Here is a 17,218-nt window from a genome sequence, read left to right on the forward strand (position 1 = left end):
TATTTTTATTAAAAAGAAAAATAATGCAGTGATCTAAATCTAATTACTAATAAAGTCGGTATAATAATGGTTCTTATGAGATCTTAATCCCAATCGTTAAATTAACTTTTGGTTATAAGTGTTTGTTTGTTAAGGTCTATAAATTAAACCTGATATTTTTATATAAAATATTTGAGTAAAGTCACTCTGTGGATGAAAATTTGGAGCTGGTCATATTTCTTTATTTAAAGGCCAACTTCTAATTGATATTTTTCGTTGCGAAGTTAGTCTTGATCGTGGATACACTGAATTTATATATCAGTGATAAGTCAAAAATGAGTTATTTTTTGCTTTTAAAACATAATGAAATAGTCCTCCCTTCGGCGGCCAACTTAAGGTGGGGGCACAAAACAGCTATATCCATTTTTAGGAGTTATCCATGGACAGATTGTTCAAATTATCATCCATTGCATTAGCAATATTTGCTAGTGCCAGCCCTGCCTTGGCATCAACAGAAAGCTCTGCTGGTGATCAGTATGTTGAAGCCGTTGATGAATTTATGCAAGACTCAGCGCTTAATGCATTATTTGTTATCGATACACGTTCGAGGACGCGCACAACGGGTAAGCCCGGAGGGTCAAATGGTGATCGTTGGAGCCGATTAAATTATTCAGCCTACAATGCGATATTGGATTTTTCTTCTGGCTATCATGAGGGATGGCTTGGTGCCGATTTGGCCGGGTATTACTCCGGTGACCTTTATAATGAAAGTTTGCAAGGGGATGACGGCTACCTCTGTAATGAAATATCGACGTGTTCCAACCTTGATTGGGGGGCTGGTGAAGGTGAGCAACTCAAGATTTACAAAGCGGCACTGAAATTTAAATCTGATGAAGATTTTAACGCTCGATTTGGTATGTTGCAATCTGGAGGTAATGGGACTATTGGTAACGTGTGGAGTTTTGTGCCAGGGACTTATCGAGGTTTTGAACTCAACGGTAAAGTGGGTGAGTTTAACCTCAGCTATTTTGGTGCAGATCAATTTACCGCACCATGGCTACTTAGTGAGGACGATTATGCTCCTCCTTCTTGGTCTGATACGTCTTGGAGTTATATTCATTCACTTGGCGTGAATAGACAAATAACGGAAGCTTTGTATTTTCAGTTAGGTATAGGCCAAGCAACTGGGGTTACTTATTCCAGTAATCCTTCAGAAGAGAATGACAACACATCCTACAAAACTTATCTAAAGTACCAACATAGCGAGAATACAATCCTTGCCGCTGATTTTTATGGTGTAAATGATGATGTTAAATATGATGGTTTAGGCTATCACGCAGGTCTCTCTTTACAGCAATCCTTTGGGCAATTTTCCTGGATGTCTGAGCTGCGCTACACAGACACAGATAATCGAGCCGATTTTGTGCCACGTACTATCCATACTTATGGAATGACCAATGGAACCTGGTCTCAGTATTGGGATGCGCTCTCTGATTGGAACAAAGCTGGTGAAATAGCTTGGTATAACCGAGTATCTTACGAGCAAGGCAATGGTTGGAGCTATTACTTAGGTCTTGGCTATGGCACAGGATCTGATTCATCTGCTAGTGGTGCATCGGGTGATTGGGATTATGAAAGCGAATATGCAGTAAACGCAACGATTGCTTATTCGCTTCAGAGTGGAGCTTTAAAAGGTGCGACGATTCGATTACATGGTACTGTACTTGAGCGTGATGAGTATTCAGGAGCGAATGATGCAGATGAAACTGACTTGCGTTTCCAAGTACTTATTCCTTATAGCTTTATGTAATCAATGAGGAGCTAGCAAGCTCCTCTAGTACGATCTTATTAGAGTGGTTTGCCGTTGAATATTTTGCAATACAAGGGAGGCAAGGATTGGATTTGACCTTTTTTAAGCTCACATTTTACCTCAGGAGATAGTGTTCTGCCTCCTTGGTTTCCACTGGCGTGCAGGTTAAATGAGATGATAGTTAAAACAGGCAATAACAGTGTTAGCTTCGCTTTCATTCTTTTCCTCGCTCCATAGTCGAGTGTCGGGTGAATTAGGTTTTAACGTAACGGCTGATTTTGATAACCATGTAAATATAGAGCTTAGATAATGAGTGTTACATGGGTTATGTAGTGATAAGTATGAAAGTGAAAGGATTAATATCAAGCTAAAGGGTGATTTTAGATAGAAAATTATCAATTTACGCTGAGGTTCAGCCGCAGAGCAGGCATTGTAATGCCTTCTCTGTGGTTGTTTTTTGGTTCTAAAATGAAATTATTGTGACAAGTAATGGTTTAGCCGATTTAGTTGAGCTTTTTCTCTTCAATCGTCAAAACAATCCCATTTACTTGGGTCACTTCGACTAAAGTGCCTGCCGCTATAGGATGATCAGTTTGTGCAGACCAGGTGCTGTCACCAATTTTGATTCTGTGTCGTCCTGGAGCGATATCCTCTTCAAGAACCACTGTTTGCCCTATCATTTGTTTCTGCTTTTGATTCAGCTCTCTGTGTTCATCATCGCACACATCTTGGTTAAATTGCTTTCTCCACCAAAGCCAAGATGTGGCTAATGAAAATACGGCAAAGGCTATCCACTGAAATTGCCAACTCATCGGCAATAATGATAAGAGTCCACCTATGAGTAGGGCTGAAATCCCTAGCCACAGGAAATATCCAGCCGTACCAAAAAGCTCCATGGCTAGCAAAGCTAGCCCAAAGGCTAGCCAATGCCAATGATTAATTGAATCAAGTAATTCGAGCAAGTGAACCTCTATTTATTTTGTTCAGGTTGTTTGAACATTTCTGCAATACCTGCAACCGAGCCCATAAGTCCAGATGCTTCAAGTGGCAACATAATGATTTTGCCATTTTCGGCCTGACCAATACTGCGCAGCGCATCTGTATAGCCTTGAGCGATAAAGTAATTGACTGCCTGCATATCACCTTTCGCTATAGCTTCTGATACCATGGTGGTAGCGCGTGCTTCTGCTTCAGCTGCACGCTCACGCGCTTCTGCTTGCAATATTGCAGCTTGCTTTTCACCTTCGGCTTTAAGTATTTCTGATTGTTTATGACCTTCAGCTCTGAGAATTTCTGCTTGGCGTACACCTTCGGCTTCTAATATCTCAGCACGTTTATTTCTTTCAGCTTTCATTTGGGCATTCATGGCAGCAGTCAGATCGGCTGGTGGTTGAACATCTTTGATTTCAATACGAGTGACTTTTACTCCCCAAGGGTTAGTTGCCTCATCAACAATGGCAAGTAACTTGCTGTTGATCATATCTCTCTGGCTTAGCATCTCGTCTAATTCCATTGAGCCCAGGACTGTCCTGATATTGGTGAGAGTTAGGTTACGAATGGCATGCTCTAGATCATTTACTTCGTATGCTGCTTGAGCGGCATCGACCACTTGTACAAAGCAAACAGCATCGATCGTTACGTTAGCGTTGTCCTTTGAAATAACTTCTTGAGCGGGAATATCGAGAACACGCTCCATCATATTTACCCTCTGTCCGATGCCATCAATAAAAGGAATAATGATGTTTAAGCCTGGTTTGAGAGTATGTGTATAGCGGCCAAACCGCTCAACGGTCCAATGGTTTCCTTGAGGGACAGTTTTTACACCAGCAACTATGAATGCAATCACAACTACGAGTAGAACGCCGATGGTAATAAGAGAATCAATTGTCATGGATAACCCCCATTTTATTCTTTATGCTGATTGTTGCTTAGATCGGTGTTGAATACAATGATATAAATGCAAGATAATTACATATTTCATACTCTGTCAGTACTGAGACAAAACTAGGATAGCCAAATAAAAGAGTAAAGATGTGGAATAGATATGGTGGCAGTGACGTATTGGCGAAGTAACCTTTAAGATATTAAACTTATAAATAAGAATAACTTATCAATTTATTTCAGTGTTTTTCTTATTTATCTATTACTTGCGAACAGATGATGTTTTTACACTGCAAAAGTGACGAAAGAGGCATTTAGTGAAGAAAAAGCTGAGACCTAACAGCTTTTTCTTATGTAACATTTAGTAAAGTAGTGAATACAGCTTGCGTCTATACTGGGATGCTAACGGGTTGGTTTGACCCAATGCAGCGAGAATATCCATAAAATGCTTTTTTATCTCTCCATCAAGAGCGTTTAAATCACGACTTAGGAACTGCCATAAAATCTCTAGCGCTTCTTGGTCACGATTAACTTGGTGGTAGCTTAACGCCAGCTCGGCGGCGAGCTTTACGTTACTTGATTCAGCTTGAAACTGTTTCTCAAGCGATTGAATTTCAGGACTGTTTGCCGATTGCTCATGCAGTTCAAGCTTAGCCACTAATCCTTTGTAGTAGTTATCTTGATATTCTAAAGGAATGTTACCTAGCAAGACTTTCGCTTGCTCAAAGTCTTGTGTTTCTAACAGACATTCTGCTATTGCTAACTTTACATCGCCTTTTTGTTTTAAATCATCTGGTAACACTTGAAGTAATGAGAGAGCTTGCCCATGTTGATTTGTTTGAATCAACTCCAATGCTTGTTTTATATCGAGTTCATCTTGGCTGGGCAAATGATTGGCCAACATACTCTGAATAGCTTGTAACTCTTGTGGCCCACCTAGCCCATCGACGGGCTGACCATTTACAAATAAAGCGACGGTAGGCAGTGCTTGCACTCCAAACTGACTGGCGATCATCTGTTCTTGTTCGCAGTTTAAAAGCGCTAAAGTAAAGGCTCCATTGTATTGCTGAGCGAGTTCCTGTAGTTGTGGGATAACCTGCGTACTTTCCTGACTCATTGGTGCCCAAAAATGGATAAGGACAGGGGTTTGCATTGAGCCTTCAAGTACCTGACGAAAGTTTTGCTCATTGAGTTCGACTATAAAGGGAGACTGCATTAGAAGATTCCTTGAGACGATTAGTATACTCCAGACATATGGGCGTATAGGGTAAATATCAAGCCGTGAGTTTTCTCAGACAAGTGAACACAGCAATATCGCCGCCATACTGGCGGTATTGCTGTTGTCAAATACAAGCGGAGGTGTTTATAAGACGATAAACAAAGTTAGCGCAACACCCACACTTAGCCAGTTTAATTGGTTTAATGTCATGTTTTTATCCGAATGTAACGCTCTTGAAAGTAATGAAGTTTGTCGCTTCATCTGCCACAATATCGTTTTATTATTACGGTATGATGACATCCTGTTTTTAAGAGGCGCGCCTTAACACCCAATCTAACGTACGACTTGATAGTAAGCGCTTTAATACTGCAAATATCTTAGTTGGTGTTGTAATACGATAGCGAATTCTGGGTTTTTTGGCCTCTAATGCATGAAGTAGTGGCGCAACGCAGGATTCTGGTGGCAGTACAAATGCATTCGTTGATGTCTGGTTCTCCAGTGCTTTCAAGCGCTTTTCATATTCTTCATGATGAACACTTTGGTCAAAATCGATCCATTTCATCAAGGCTTTATGGGCATTTTTTCTAAACTGAGTTTCAATGGGTCCAGGTTCTATTAAACTGATTTTAATGTTTGTATTCGCGAGTTCTAAGCGCAGCGTATCGGTCCAGCCTTCTATGGCAAATTTAGATGCATTGTAAGCCCCACGATAGGACATAGCTGCAAAGCCAAGTACTGAGCTGTTTTGAACGATGCGACCATAGCCCTGCATGCGCATAATTGGCAGTACTTGTTTAACTAGGTGATGCCAGCCAAAGAAGTTGGTTTCAAACTGCTCTCTTAAAGCTTGTGTGGGAAGGTCTTCCAAGGCACCTGCTTGCCCGTAAGCCCCATTATTAAACAGAGCATCAAGTGTTCCCCCAGTTAGTTCCAACGCTTTTTTCACAGCACTTTCAATGCTGTCGCTGCTATTTAGATCTAACTGAATGCAAGTGAGTCCCTCACTTTGTAGCTGTTTAACGTCATCGGCATTTCGGCATGATGCGATGACTTGGTAACCTGCTTTTTGCAGCGCGTGAGCGCAGGTGTATCCAATGCCAGTGGAACATCCGGTAATGAGAATAGATTTAGCCATTAAGTATTTGTATTGTTGGTTTTTTAAACCAATAGCATACAATATTAATCTTGGTGTTGTAACAAGTTTTTCATGGCTGGTTCAATACGAGAATAGCTAAAGCGAAAGCCCAGTTCGGTGAGCTTTTTAGGCTTGGCTCTTAGACTGTCGAATAAGAGTACGGCACTCTCTCCCATGACTATGTTTAATACCCATTTCGGTGTGAACAATAGATGCGGTCTTTTGAGTGATTTTGCCAAAGTTTGGCTGAATTGTTTGTTAGTAACCGGGTGAGGCGCGCACAGATTAAACTCGCCATGAGCGTGCTCTGTTTCTATTAAATAGATGATGCCACGGACCATATCAAGGAGGTGTATCCAGGGAATAAACTGGTTACCTTTGCCAATAGGACCACCCAAGCCAAGTTTATAGGGTAAAATCATTTTGCCTAATGCTCCGCCACCAAGCCCAAGAACAACACCGGTGCGTAAAATACAAACGCGTGTAGATTCAGACCGAGCACGATTAGCAATTTCTTCCCATTTAGTACACACAAGATGAGGAAAACTTTGGTTATGAACGTGTAAGCCCTCGTCGAATGGATGTTCTTGTTGATCTCCATAGTAGCCTACTGCTGAACCGCTAATAAAAACACTAGGCGGTGATGTACTTGCATGAATAAGGTCAACAATTTTTTCGGTGATGTGCCAACGACTGTTGCATATTGTGCTTTTCTGTTTTTCACTCCAACGTTTATCGGCAATAGGCTCGCCAGCTAGATTGACCACGGCGTCAAAGTCGTTGAGATCATTTAAACAATCGAGCTTGGAGATGTAGGTGATATTGCCCATATCAGCATGGCTAACTTTGATTTTTGCGTCACTGGGTGAACGTGTAAGAAGCACAACCTCATAGGTGGTAAAATGTTTTAACAACTCTCTACCAATAAAGCCTGTGCCACCCGTTAGCAGTACTTTCATCCAGATCTCCTATCCGCCTCCTAGATACTGTTTTAATGAATAGATTAAAACAGCAATTCTAGTAATTATAGCGAGTTAGCTATATTTGGGATCATCATAAACGGAAAATTAAAGCAAGAGACAGCAAAAATGCATATTTTCTATTTTTGGTTGTCTATTGCTCTATTTGGGTCAAACTTACATCAGCGTTTTCTCGCCATAACTAATGGCAAATAATTGGACATGAGGTTGATATGCAGGCTGTGGCCGCACTTCTAAAAGCATTTTTAGGAAGTTTGAGAGATTTGTTGCCAATAGTGGCTGTCATTGCTTTTTTTCAACTTATTGTATTACAAGAGCCTTTACCCAACATGTTATCAATATTGTTTGGTCTCGTTTTGGTCGTTATGGGCCTAACCTTTTTTATCTTCGGACTAGAAATGGGGCTTTTTCCAATCGGAGAGTCGATGGCCCAGGCTTTTGCTCGGAAAGGAAGCGTTGCTTGGCTAATGCTATTTGCGTTTTGTTTAGGTTTTGGAACGACAGTGGCGGAGCCAGCTCTCACTGCGGTTTCCGCAGAGGCAGCTCAAGTTGCGGCAGAAGGGGGGATGATCGCGGCTAACGAGGCGTCAATGGATAGCTACGCAAATGGTCTGAGGTATACCGTTGCTCTATCAGTAGGGGTAGCCATTATGCTCGGCGTATTGCGTATCCTTCGAGGCTGGTCGATTCAGTGCATGATTATCGGAGGCTACATAGGTGTTGTGGTATTGACGATGTTTGCACCCGAAAGCATTATTGGGGTTGCCTACGACTCTGGAGGGGTTACGACATCGACGATTACAGTGCCTCTCGTTACCGCATTAGGAGTCGGGCTAGCATCAGCAATTAAGGGGCGTAACCCCATGTTGGATGGATTTGGTCTAATTGCTTTTGCTTCTTTGTTGCCCATGATGTTTGTTATGGTTTACGGAATGGTGGTCGCGTGATTGCTTGGTCTGAATTTATAGGGACGTTTAGCAATACAATCACAGATGTATTGCCGATAGCATCAATTATTTTTGGCTTTCAGTTTGCGGTTTTGCGCCATCCCGTGACGAATTGGCCTAAGGTTATCGTTGGTTTTGGGTATGTCATTCTTGGCCTTTCTCTGTTTCTAGTCGGACTTGAACTTGCATTGTTTCCTCTTGGTGAAACTATGGCGATGCAGTTGACCCAACCTTCCTTTTTACAAGAGTTTGGTACGGCTTCAGAGGGAACTATAGGCTGGCAGGATTATTATTGGGTGTATTTGTTTGCATTTTGTATTGGTTTTAGCACCACAATTGCTGAACCCTCTTTAATTGCGGTGGCGATAAAGGCTAACCAAGTGTCTGCTGGGGCAATCAGTGTCAATGGACTTCGTGTCGCAGTCGCACTTGGGGTTGCTTTTGGTATTTCATTGGGTAGTTACAGAATTGTTGTAGGGGATCCTATCCATTACTACATCATTACAGGTTACATTGTTGTGGTCGCTCAGACATTTTATGCCCCGAAACTTATAGTACCGCTCGCATACGACTCTGGAGGTGTAACAACTTCTACCGTAACCGTACCTTTGGTGGCGGCTTTGGGGTTGGGCTTAGCCTCTACAGTACCTGGACGAAACCCAATGATTGATGGTTTCGGGCTTATCGCATTTGCGAGCTTGTTTCCCATCATCTCTGTTATGGGGTATGCACAAATAACTCATTGGCTTGGCAAAAGCTCATCACAGGAGGATAAAGATAATGCGCTTTAAATTGATACTCGCATTTGTTGAAGATAGCAGAACCGATTCTGTGCTTGATGCAGCGAGAGAGGCAGGAGCGACAGGAGCGACTGTTATAAATCACGCAAGAGGGGAAGGGCTAAATAAGAAGTCCACCTTTTTCGGCCTTACCCTAGAAGTACAAAAAGATGTACTTCTGTTTGTTGTTGAAGAGCATCTTTCGAGACATATTCTGGAAAAAATCAGCGAGGTGGGTGAGTTTGATCAAGAGTCTGGTCAGGGAATTGCTGTGCAAATTGATGTTGAAGATGCGGTTGGTGTAGCTCACCAAGTCGCAAAGTTGTCGGAAGTGGTAGGGAACGAGTTATGAGTGGTGATCAAAAAGTATGTGTCCGTGATGTTATGGCCGATAACTACGTTATGATAGATGGTCTAACGACGGTTAGGGAAGGGATTCTGCTGGCGAGAAAGCATCAAGTTAAAGCTTTAGTGGTTAATAAGCGTAATGATGACGATGAATATGGCCTGGTACTGATGAATGATATCGCCAAAAAAGTACTGGCAATGAATCGCTCGCCTGATCGGGTAAACATATATGAAATTATGACCAAACCTGCGTTGGCAGTAGGCCCTGATATGCAGGTAAAATATTGCGCTAGGTTATTTGAACGTTTTGGTATCAGCCGTGCACCCGTGATCGAAAACGGTCAAATCCTTGGTATGGTCAGCTACAACAATATTGTTCTCATTGGCATGGCGAGGGATGAATAGATATTCATCCCTCAAGCAGAAAATTGAAACTGTGAGTTAGTTAGAAAACAGAACGGTAGAACCGTGGTTCAGACTGGTAAGTAACAATGTATTTTCATTAACGATATCTATTCGTCGGCTTTGCTGAGCATCCATTTTAAAGATTTGAGTAATGAGTTTAAGCTGCTCTTCGGTGAAATCTTTACTTTGAGCTGATGATACATCTTTAAATGTGACCGGTGATACTAGAAGGTAGTTATCACTGATATCCCATTCACCTTCTTCAGAAATGTTAATAACACTCTCATTTTTTGTATCATTGCCATATAGTTTTACGGTAGCAAAGCGGTTGTACTGACCATTTGGCAAATATTTCACATTTGAATCTACGGTGACACGGCGAAGAGATCCTACCGACTCTTCTCTTAAACTGTCCGTTATAAGTGTTACCATTCTGGACTGCCACTCTTTAGATATCAGCACTTGCTCAACTTTTAGATCACTTCCCCAATAAAGCCAACTACTAAACAAAGCTGACAAAACAAGTAAACTGGCTGCAATTTTATGGTTCATTTTACTTTTCCTATTGGCAAACTTTGTTGAGATCTTTTTGGTCGGCAAATATACGAACAGTGATGTTTTCACCTGAACTAGCAACCGAGTGTATGTAGTTGAGTACTAGCTGGTTATTTTGACCGCCAGTAGCAATGACTTCTACTGGTGCTACAGAAGCATGGACAGTGTTATATCGCTTCACACACTGCTCGATTGATGGATACCAAGGAGTTAAATCTGGATGGTTAATCGGTGTTTTCACCGGCGTACCGTCATACATCGCAATTTGACGAAAGGTAGATTCAGCAGGGTTAGTAAATAAAATAACACTCAAAGGGATAAGTAAGGCGAGTAATAACATGACTCGTATTCCCCATCGTGGTGATTCCACCGAGGGTGATGCTATTTGGTCTGCTTGAGGCTTTGTTTCAGCTATGGGTGAGTATTTTGTGTCGTCTATGCCTATATTGGTAGTGGTTTCACTATCTAGTTGGGTGGCTTCTGATGCTTCCTCTTCTAAAGACGGAGTGCCACTCATCAAAGGCGTTGTGCGTTCAACACTACAAATCAATTGGTAACCACGTTTTGGTACTGTTTTGATAAATTGTGGTGATTTTGTTGAGTCTTGAAGCTGTTTTCTAAGTGTTGAAATAGCTTGAGTTAAGCTCGAGTCATCAACTTCAAAACCTTGTTCTCTCCAAACAAAATCATGCAGTTCGTTTCGAGATACAATTTCATTGGGCTTTTCTGATAGCAAAAGCAAAATTCTGCTTTCATTGCTTCCCAAACGTATAACTTCGTTATTATCGTTTGAGTTGTCCACCAGAGAGTTTGTATTGGGGTCAAAAGTAAATCTATTTGAAAGATTGAACTTAGTGCCTATGTTACTCATTCGGTATAACCATCTTGTTAGTTATGTTTTATCAGATGCGCCAAAAAACGTGTTTCGAGAGACGGTAAATATTGTTTTTGATTTTTTGAGGTGCAAGGATAGACAAAATAAAATCAAAAAAACAATGTTTTTATGAATTTTGACCTTGAATTTACATTTGGCACCCTCATGTTAGTTTGCAGATTATGTCAGCGTCGGCCTCATTTATAAATGTAAGGCCTGATAATTATAGATGTTATGGAGCGAACATGAGCGAAACGGCAACACAAAATAAAGAAACTCGTGGCTTTCAGTCTGAAGTAAAACAGCTACTTCACTTGATGATTCATTCTCTTTATTCGAATAAAGAGATTTTTTTACGTGAGCTTATCTCTAATGCTTCGGATGCTTCGGATAAACTACGTTTCCAAGCTTTGTCTAATCCTGATTTATATCAAGGAGATGCAGATCTTGGTGTCAAACTCTCTTTTGATGAAAACTCCAATACACTGACTATTTCTGACAATGGTATAGGCATGAGCCGCGATGACGTTATCGAACACCTAGGTACTATTGCGAAATCAGGTACAGCAGAGTTTTTCTCGAAGTTGTCAGAAGACCAATCTAAAGACTCACAACTGATTGGCCAGTTTGGTGTTGGTTTTTATTCCGCATTTATTGTTGCGGATGCAGTAACTGTTCGTACTCGCGCCGCAGGTCTTGCATCGGATGAAGCAGTTCAGTGGCATTCAGCTGGTGAAGGTGAATACACGATAGAAACCATTTCGAAGGAATCTCGTGGTACCGACATCGTTCTTCATATGCGTGAAGAAGGCAAAGAATTCTTAAATGAGTGGCGCCTTCGTGAGGTGATCAGCAAGTATTCTGACCACATCGGCATTCCAGTGTCTATTCAGACTGCGGAACGTGATGAAGAAGGAAAAGAAACGGGGGAGAAAAAGTGGGAGCAAATTAATAAGGCTCAAGCGCTTTGGACTCGTAACAAATCAGATATCTCAGAAGAAGAGTACCAAGAATTCTACAAGCATGTTTCACATGACTTCGCCGATCCTTTGCTTTGGAGTCATAACCGTGTAGAAGGTAAGAACGACTACACTAGCTTGTTGTATATTCCAGCTAAAGCACCTTGGGATATGATGAACCGCGATCATAAATCTGGTCTTAAGCTTTACGTTCAACGTGTTTTCATCATGGATGACGCAGAACAATTTATGCCGTCATACTTACGTTTTGTTCGTGGCTTAATAGATTCTAATGATCTGCCGCTAAACGTGTCACGTGAAATTCTTCAGGATAACAAAGTGACTCAGTCACTACGCAATGCGTGCACCAAGCGTGTTTTGACTATGCTTGAGCGCATGGCAAAAAATGATGAAGAGAAGTATCAGTCATTTTGGAAAGAGTTTGGCCTTGTTCTAAAAGAAGGCCCAGCAGAGGATATGGCCAACAAAGAGAAAGTGGCGGCCTTGCTGCGTTTTGCTTCAACAGACCATGACTCCGAGGAACAAAGCGTTGGTTTGGCATCTTATGTTGAGCGTATGAAAGAAGGTCAAGATAAGATCTATTACTTAACGGCAGACAGCTATGCGGCTGCGAAAAACAGCCCTCATTTAGAGCAGTTCAAAGCAAAAGGTATTGAAGTCATTTTGATGTTTGATCGTATCGACGAATGGCTCATGAACTATCTAACAGAGTTTGATAGTAAGCAATTCCAGTCTATCACCAAAGCAGGCCTTGATCTTAGCCAGTTTGAAGATGAAGCTGAGAAAGAAAAACAGAAAGAAACGGAAGAAGAGTTTAAATCTGTTGTCGATCGCACCAAAGAGTATTTAGGCGATCGCGTAAAAGAAGTTCGTACGACTTTCAAACTTGCTTCAACTCCCGCTGTTGTTGTGACGGATGATTTTGAAATGGGTACACAAATGGCTAAGTTACTTGCCGCGGCAGGACAAGCAGCCCCTGAAGTGAAATACATTTTTGAAATTAACCCAGAGCACGATCTCGTTAAACGTATGGCTGATGAAGCGGATGAAGAAGCATTTGGCCGCTGGGTTGAAGTGTTACTTGGTCAAGCTATGCTAGCTGAACGAGGTTCGATGGAAGATCCATCACAATTTGTTGGTGCGATTAATTCGCTGCTGGCAAACTAATAATATTGATTAAAAAGCTCGTAATATGCGGGCTTTTTAACGATTGAGTTTCGTTGCTGATACAAAGAGGTTGCTAAGGTTAGTGTGAGTAAGCGGGCAATCTTAGCTTTTGAACTGATCTGTAATGATCGATTGTGTGATAGAATGCAATCTTGAAACTCAGTGAACAGGCGTGTAATGTGCACGCCTGTTTTATTATCAATAAATAACACTTATACCAAAACTTATCGTCGCATAACACTGCGTATAGTAGTGAAATCAATATTGTGAGCTTCGGTATAAATCAACAATCTTAAGAGGATTTAACATGCGCATCATTCTTCTAGGTGCTCCAGGTGCAGGCAAAGGCACTCAGGCTCAATTCATCATGGAGAAATATGGTATTCCACAGATTTCTACAGGTGATATGTTACGTGCTGCGATCAAAGCTGGCACTGAGCTTGGCAAGCAAGCCAAAGCTGTTATCGATGCTGGTCAGCTAGTCTCTGATGACATTATCCTTGGCCTGATCAAAGAACGTATTGCGCAAGATGACTGCGAGAAAGGTTTTTTGCTTGATGGTTTCCCACGTACTATCCCTCAGGCTGATGGCCTAAAAGAAATGGGTGTTGTGGTTGATTATGTTATTGAGTTCGATGTAGCAGATGATGTCATTGTTGAACGCATGGCAGGCCGACGCGCTCATTTGGCCTCTGGCCGTACTTACCATGTTACTTACAACCCGCCAAAGGTTGAAGGTAAGGATGATATCACTGGTGAAGATCTCGTTGTGCGTGATGACGATAAAGAAGAGACGGTTCGCGCGCGCCTTGGTGTGTACCATGAACAAACAGCGCCTCTCATTGAGTATTATGGCAAAGAAGCTCAAGCAGGAAGCACTCAATATCTAAAATTTGATGGCACGAAACGCGTTGAAGAAGTGAGTGCGGATATAGAAAAAGCATTGGCTTAATTCTATTTACATCGTAATTAAAAAGTTTGATATAGTGAAGGCGACCGTTTAGGTCGCTTTTTTTATCTTTACCTTTTGATCGGTAAAGAGGTTTACGTCGTAAGGTCTGTTTTATAGTGTCGATGAGGTGTTATGCAAAGTAAAAAAAAACATGGGGTGTTGTTGGTTAACTTGGGAACACCTGATGCACCGACAGCCCCAGCAGTAAAACGCTTCTTAAGCCAGTTTCTGCATGATAAACGAGTAGTAGATATGACGCGTTGGCTTTGGTGTCCGCTATTGCACGGCGTTATTTTGCCAATACGTTCCCCAAAAGTAGCCAAATTATATCAAACGGTATGGATGAAGGAAGGTTCACCTCTGTTGGTATACGCCACAAGGCAAGCCGATAAACTTAAACAGCAGATTGATATGCCAGTAGAGCTTGGAATGACTTATGGCAACCCTAGTCTTAAAACTGGGCTTGAAAAGTTGATGGCATCGGGTGTTGAAGATGTTATTGTGCTGCCTCTTTACCCTCAGTATTCTAGTACAACGACAGCTGCTGTGTCTGATGGGTTAACCAAGGCCTTTAAATCCATACCTGTTATGCCCAATTATCGACTAATACGGGATTATCATGATCACCCCACGTATATTAAGGCCTTGGCTGAAAGTGTTAGACGTTCTTGGCAAGAAAAAGGTCAAGGCGATTACTTGTTGTGCTCTTATCACGGCATTCCCAAGCGTTATGCCGATAATGGTGACATTTACCCTAATCATTGTAAAGCAACCACTGAATTATTAAGACTTGAATTAGGTTTAACAAAAGAGCAAGTGGGGATGACTTATCAGTCTCGATTTGGTCGTGAAGAGTGGCTGCAACCTTATACGGACAAGACGCTTGAGCAACTCCCGAGTAAAGGCATTAAGAAGCTGGATATTATCACTCCGGCTTTTTCCTCAGATTGTCTGGAAACGTTGGAAGAAATCTCAGAGCAATGCTGCGAGCTTTTCATTGAACATGGAGGAGACGTGTTTAATTTTATTCCATGTTTGAATGATGATGAGCTTCATATCCAAATGATGATAGAGATAATTAACGAGTCCTAAAGTAATGCTGAATAAAAGCCACCTTTGGGTGGCTTTTATTTATGGGTAAGGTCGACAAAAGGTCTCAATACCTTGCCATAATACGGATTTAGGGCGCTGAATATATTTAATATCGTGCAATGCTTCTTGCCATAGTTCTAAACAAGCTTGTTTTCTATTTTGGCTTGAATAGAGATCAAAGACATGTTCCGCTGGAAGTGTTGTTGTTAATGCTGAAATAGCCTTCAAATAATAAGCAAGATACATCTGCTTGTTGCCTTTTTCTCGATTGATATTGGCTTGGAGAAGAAAAATCAGCGCATTATCAGGAATTTCAGCCGCGTATTCTCGTTCAAGCATCCTAAGGCTTCGTTCAACATCTCCTGATCGATAGGTGATAAGAGCTAGCAACATATGCAAATCGGGTGGGGTAATTGGCTTGCGTTCCTTAATTTTAGCGATCCATTTTTTAAAATCAGCTTGTGATTGGTCTGTAAAAAGTAACTCTCGGGTGTAAAACAGCACTTCCATATCTGAAAGAGGACGGCTGAGTAAATTATTCAAGTTGGTATTGGCAATTGGCGTGATAAAACCAGATACATGATGAGAAAAGCTTTGTATATCTTGTGGCAGCTTAAAGTAATCACTTAAATCCGCATTTAATTGATTCACGGTTTCGGTTAGTTGTTGTGGTTCAAAAGGATAAATATTTCGCCATGCGACTCTTCCTGAAGCTGTTAGGTGCAAAAGGCTTTCCAAATGGACTTTTCCGCCTTCATCTTCCCACAAATTAAAACGTAAACTGTAATCTGAGTCATAGGCGGCATCTGAGCCAGGGAAATGACAGTGCTCGCTTAAGCTGTGCAAATAAAAGCTCGGTGAACTCATATTAGACAGGTGAATATACGGAGATGAACTGTAGGCATAGAGGATCAGCGCTTTAATTTTGAGTGCGGCATCCTCGAGCTCCTCATCTTCACAAACCACAGTATCAAGCAATAGCCGTACTTGAGGGACATGCAGGGTATTATTTTGTTTGCTTTGGTTGAAGTGAGACCAAGTATGTATGGCAAATAATATAGTCAATGCCGAAAACACAACACTAAGACTCCATCCCATGTAGCGCATGATGGTGCTCTTAGTGGTGGAATTTACGGATATATTGGGAGTCGGGCTCGGTGTATTGGTTTCGTCTTTGTCGATAAGCTGAACAAAACTTTGTGGTATATAGTAACCGCGCTTGGGGTAGGTCACGATGATTTTGGTTGAATCGGCTTGCTCAGTATGCTGACGAAACAGATTACGCAATAGGCTTATTCGGTTTGTTACCACATTTTTCGAGATGTATTGATTTTCCCACACCAGCTCGATAAATTCATCAATCGATGTGGGTTCATCCACGTTAGAAAGTAACACTTCCAACAAGGCGATGTTTCTGGGCTCTAGAGGAATCTCTTCTTGCCCAGAGCGTAAAGACTTGTCATGAGGGTTGTAGACAATATCGGCTATAGCAAGGTTGCAATGTTCGTTTTTGGCTTTTTCGAGTAAATTCATTCATCTCTATTGAGAAATAGCATTATATAATCAGTGTATCCTAATTTTGCTGTCGAATATAAGTGTAAGAAATGTTGTATTTGTCCCATAAATGAGAATTCATTTGGGTGGGATTGATTATTAATCGATAAATCAATGAATTAATTTAAGTGTTGAGTATGATTTAGTCGATGATGGGATAAGTTTAGTATTTAATAAGCACACCTATTTATGGTGATACCGCCAAGTTTACGGCATCACCCTTGTTGGCTAAAACCTGAACTTAGCGTTAATATATGCGTTACTGTAGTGTTCAACAAATTCCGGACACTAACTTAAGCCGATTTTCGGCAGTAACTGGCGATAGCCCATCATTTGCTTGATGAGGCCGTTGCCTATTGTAGTAATCCATCAAGTAATAACTGATATCCTTCTTTGCCTGAGTTTGGGTTAGGTACCCAGTAGTTGGTATCCATTCGGTTTTTAGACTTCTAAATAGCCTTTCCATTGGGGCATTATCCCAACAGTTACCTCTACGACTCATGCTCTGAGTTATGCGATATCGCCAAAGCCTTTGACGATATTTAAGGCTGCTATATTGGC

General features: G+C 41.4%; 17 protein-coding genes. 8 read left to right on the top strand and 9 right to left on the bottom strand.

What is annotated here, in order from left to right; all coding sequences use genetic code 11:
• Window positions 1-418 precede the first annotated feature (418 nt).
• Complete coding sequence (locus tag DPF90_RS11965; protein WP_114786571.1) at window positions 419-1,789, top strand: porin; 1,371 nt, start codon at window positions 419-421, stop codon at window positions 1,787-1,789.
• Between the two features lie 503 nt (window positions 1,790-2,292).
• Here the strand turns inward: DPF90_RS11965 and DPF90_RS11975 are convergent.
• The 5 genes from DPF90_RS11975 to DPF90_RS12000 form a co-directional block, all read right to left on the bottom strand.
• Window positions 2,293-2,751: an NfeD family protein gene (locus DPF90_RS11975; RefSeq protein ID WP_114786573.1), complete on the bottom strand. Its 459-nt coding sequence runs from the start codon at window positions 2,749-2,751 to the stop codon at window positions 2,293-2,295.
• A gap of 8 nt (window positions 2,752-2,759) precedes the next feature.
• Entirely contained in the window at window positions 2,760-3,680 is a 921-nt protein-coding gene (locus tag DPF90_RS11980) for an SPFH domain-containing protein (protein WP_114786574.1), read from the bottom strand.
• Window positions 3,681-4,031: 351 nt separating this feature from the next.
• Window positions 4,032-4,886, bottom strand: a complete 855-nt coding sequence (locus tag DPF90_RS11985) for a co-chaperone YbbN (RefSeq protein ID WP_114786575.1) — start codon at window positions 4,884-4,886, stop codon at window positions 4,032-4,034.
• 310 nt (window positions 4,887-5,196) lie between these two features.
• On the bottom strand, window positions 5,197-6,024 hold the full coding sequence (locus DPF90_RS11995) for an SDR family oxidoreductase (protein WP_114786595.1): 828 nt from the start codon (window positions 6,022-6,024) through the stop codon (window positions 5,197-5,199).
• A 44-nt stretch (window positions 6,025-6,068) separates the two neighbouring features.
• Window positions 6,069-6,983, bottom strand: a complete 915-nt coding sequence (locus DPF90_RS12000) for a TIGR01777 family oxidoreductase (RefSeq protein ID WP_114786576.1) — start codon at window positions 6,981-6,983, stop codon at window positions 6,069-6,071.
• Window positions 6,984-7,216: 233 nt separating this feature from the next.
• Here DPF90_RS12000 and DPF90_RS12005 point away from each other — a divergent pair, with 233 nt between their 5' ends.
• Genes DPF90_RS12005 through DPF90_RS12020 form a run of 4 tightly spaced genes read left to right on the top strand, consistent with a single transcriptional unit; the run spans window position 7,217 to window position 9,483 of the window.
• The gene (locus DPF90_RS12005) at window positions 7,217-7,951 is read left to right on the top strand and encodes a DUF1538 domain-containing protein (protein WP_114786577.1); all 735 of its coding nucleotides are present in this window, start codon (window positions 7,217-7,219) and stop codon (window positions 7,949-7,951) included.
• The gene (locus tag DPF90_RS12010; RefSeq protein ID WP_114786578.1) at window positions 7,948-8,742 is read left to right on the top strand and encodes a DUF1538 domain-containing protein; all 795 of its coding nucleotides are present in this window, start codon (window positions 7,948-7,950) and stop codon (window positions 8,740-8,742) included. Before DPF90_RS12005 ends, DPF90_RS12010 begins: the two co-directional genes overlap by 4 nt.
• Window positions 8,732-9,082, top strand: a complete 351-nt coding sequence (locus DPF90_RS12015; protein ID WP_114786579.1) for a P-II family nitrogen regulator — start codon at window positions 8,732-8,734, stop codon at window positions 9,080-9,082. Before DPF90_RS12010 ends, DPF90_RS12015 begins: the two co-directional genes overlap by 11 nt.
• Complete coding sequence (locus DPF90_RS12020; RefSeq protein WP_114786580.1) at window positions 9,079-9,483, top strand: CBS domain-containing protein; 405 nt, start codon at window positions 9,079-9,081, stop codon at window positions 9,481-9,483. The genes DPF90_RS12015 and DPF90_RS12020 overlap by 4 nt, the downstream gene beginning before the upstream one ends.
• A 36-nt stretch (window positions 9,484-9,519) precedes the next feature.
• Here DPF90_RS12020 and DPF90_RS12025 read toward each other — a convergent pair whose 3' ends face one another.
• Window positions 9,520-10,035: a regulatory protein ToxS gene (locus DPF90_RS12025; protein ID WP_114786581.1), complete on the bottom strand. Its 516-nt coding sequence runs from the start codon at window positions 10,033-10,035 to the stop codon at window positions 9,520-9,522.
• Between the two features lie 10 nt (window positions 10,036-10,045).
• Window positions 10,046-10,909 (bottom strand): winged helix-turn-helix domain-containing protein, encoded by an 864-nt coding sequence (locus DPF90_RS12030; protein ID WP_114786582.1) that lies wholly within the window; start codon window positions 10,907-10,909, stop codon window positions 10,046-10,048.
• A gap of 248 nt (window positions 10,910-11,157) precedes the next feature.
• On the opposite strand from DPF90_RS12030, the gene htpG reads away from it, so the two are divergent.
• From htpG to hemH, 3 genes are all read left to right on the top strand, one after another.
• Window positions 11,158-13,059 carry a molecular chaperone HtpG gene (gene htpG / locus DPF90_RS12035; RefSeq protein WP_114786583.1) on the top strand — a complete coding sequence of 634 codons (1,902 nt, stop codon included), beginning with the start codon at window positions 11,158-11,160 and terminating at the stop codon, window positions 13,057-13,059.
• Window positions 13,060-13,366: 307 nt separating this feature from the next.
• Window positions 13,367-14,011, top strand: coding sequence for an adenylate kinase (adk, locus tag DPF90_RS12045; protein ID WP_114786585.1), 645 nt, complete (start codon window positions 13,367-13,369; stop codon window positions 14,009-14,011).
• Between the two features lie 132 nt (window positions 14,012-14,143).
• The gene (gene hemH / locus DPF90_RS12050) at window positions 14,144-15,103 is read left to right on the top strand and encodes a ferrochelatase (protein WP_114786586.1); all 960 of its coding nucleotides are present in this window, start codon (window positions 14,144-14,146) and stop codon (window positions 15,101-15,103) included.
• A gap of 39 nt (window positions 15,104-15,142) precedes the next feature.
• Here hemH and DPF90_RS12055 read toward each other — a convergent pair whose 3' ends face one another.
• Both DPF90_RS12055 and DPF90_RS12060 read right to left on the bottom strand, forming a co-directional pair.
• A complete protein-coding gene (locus tag DPF90_RS12055; protein WP_114786587.1) occupies window positions 15,143-16,636 on the bottom strand; it encodes a winged helix-turn-helix domain-containing protein in 1,494 nt (497 codons plus the stop codon).
• A 292-nt stretch (window positions 16,637-16,928) separates the two neighbouring features.
• The coding region (locus tag DPF90_RS12060) for an integrase core domain-containing protein (protein ID WP_162814014.1) at window positions 16,929-17,218 on the bottom strand (290 nt) is incomplete at its 5' end.

The sequence above is a fragment of the Vibrio tetraodonis genome (genome assembly GCF_003350295.1).
GTDB lineage: Bacteria > Pseudomonadota > Gammaproteobacteria > Enterobacterales > Vibrionaceae > Vibrio > Vibrio tetraodonis.